Origin of the sequence: Noviherbaspirillum album (assembly GCF_035916955.1) — a bacterium.
GTDB lineage: Bacteria > Pseudomonadota > Gammaproteobacteria > Burkholderiales > Burkholderiaceae_D > Noviherbaspirillum > Noviherbaspirillum album.
This window is the reverse complement of the sequence record NZ_JAWIIV010000108.1, coordinates 1-1453: the sequence shown is the minus strand read 5'-3', so window position 1 is coordinate 1453 and position 1453 is coordinate 1. Positions and strand designations below refer to the sequence as shown.

The window sequence follows — 1453 nt, the reverse complement described above, 5'->3', positions numbered from 1 at the left end:
GTAAGCGCCTAGCCATCTCACCTTGACGGGATACCGAATCTACGAACAGAAGTTTACGCGGGCGTCCAGCGATGCGGCAACAGTTCGGTGACACGGCTAGCCGACAGTGTCGGCAAGCGTTCGAGGATGTCCTTCATGTAGGCGTGCACATCATGGCCGTTCAGCCGCGCAGAGTGCAATAGCGTCATCACCGCAGCAGCACGCTGCCCCGCCCGCAGACTGCCGGCGAACAACCAGTTCTTTTTTCCAAGTGCAATAGGCCGAATCTGGTTTTCCACCCAATTATTGTCGATCGGCACAGCGCCATCGTCCAGGTACCGCGTCAGCGCTCCCCAGCGTCCTAGACTGTAATTGATGGCTTTGGCCGTCGCACTGCCATCCGGGACTCGCTGCCGCTGCGCCAGTAACCACGCATGCAGCGTATCGGCTGCCGGTCTGGCGAGTCGATTGCGTACTTCCTGCCGACTTTCGGCATCCAGGGGCTGTACCTGCCGCTCAATGTCGTACAGTGCGCCGAACAGCTTCAATGCTTCTTCGGCAATCTGACTCTTGTGGTTCGCGTAGAGCTCATGGAACTTGCGCCGTGCATGCGCCATGCAGCCCGCTTCGATGATGCCTTGTTTAAACAAGTGCTTGTAGCCGCTGAAGTCGTCGCAGATGAGCGTGCCGCGCCAGTCACCAAGGAATTCCCCGGCATGCCGGCCGGCGCGGGATTCGGCGAAGTCGAACACCACCGCCTTCATGTCATTCATGGCCGTGCTGCAGTAGCTCCACAGGTAGGCGCGATGCGTCTTGCCGTTGCCCGGCTTGAGCATCGCCACCGGCGTCTCGTCAGCATGCAAGACACGCTGTGCCAGCAGTTCCTGGCACAGTGCATCGACTATCGGCTGCAACTGCACACCGCACACGCCTACCCACTGTGCCAGCGTTGAGTCCGGGATGGCGAATCCGGCACGGCCGTAGATGCCGCTCTGTCTGTAGAGTGGCAGATGATCCAGATATTTGGCGACCAGGACATGGGCCAGCAGACCAGCGGTCGGGATACCCTTGTCAATGATCTGCGGCGGCACCGGCGCCTGCACCAACGTCTCGCATTGCCGGCAGACCCACTTGCCGCGGACATGGCGCTCCACTGTAAAGACGCCCGGCTGGTAGTCGAGCTTCTCGGCCACGTCCTCGCCGATGCGCTGCAGCTGGCAGCCGCAAGCGCAGGTAGTGGAATCAGGATCGTGGCGCACTTCCTTGCGCGGCAAGGATGACGGCAACGCGGTGCGCTTGGGTTGCTGCTTCTTGCCCTCATCGGCGCTTGGCTTGGTCGGATTGAGTCGCTCGATCTCGGCTGTGAGCGCCTCGATATCGGTGTCGAGCGTTTCAAACAGCATGCGCTGCTGCTCACCGGTGTAGGCTTCGCTGGAAGCGGCGAACTTGAGCCGCTTGAGGATGGCCATTTCGT

At 60.8% G+C, this 1453-nt stretch carries 1 protein-coding gene; it reads right to left on the bottom strand.

The window, feature by feature from the left end; translation table 11 throughout:
* Positions 1 to 53 precede the first annotated feature (53 nt).
* On the bottom strand, positions 54 to 1453 hold a 1400-nt coding region (tnpC, locus tag RY831_RS33560; RefSeq protein ID WP_326510488.1), incomplete at its 5' end, for an IS66 family transposase.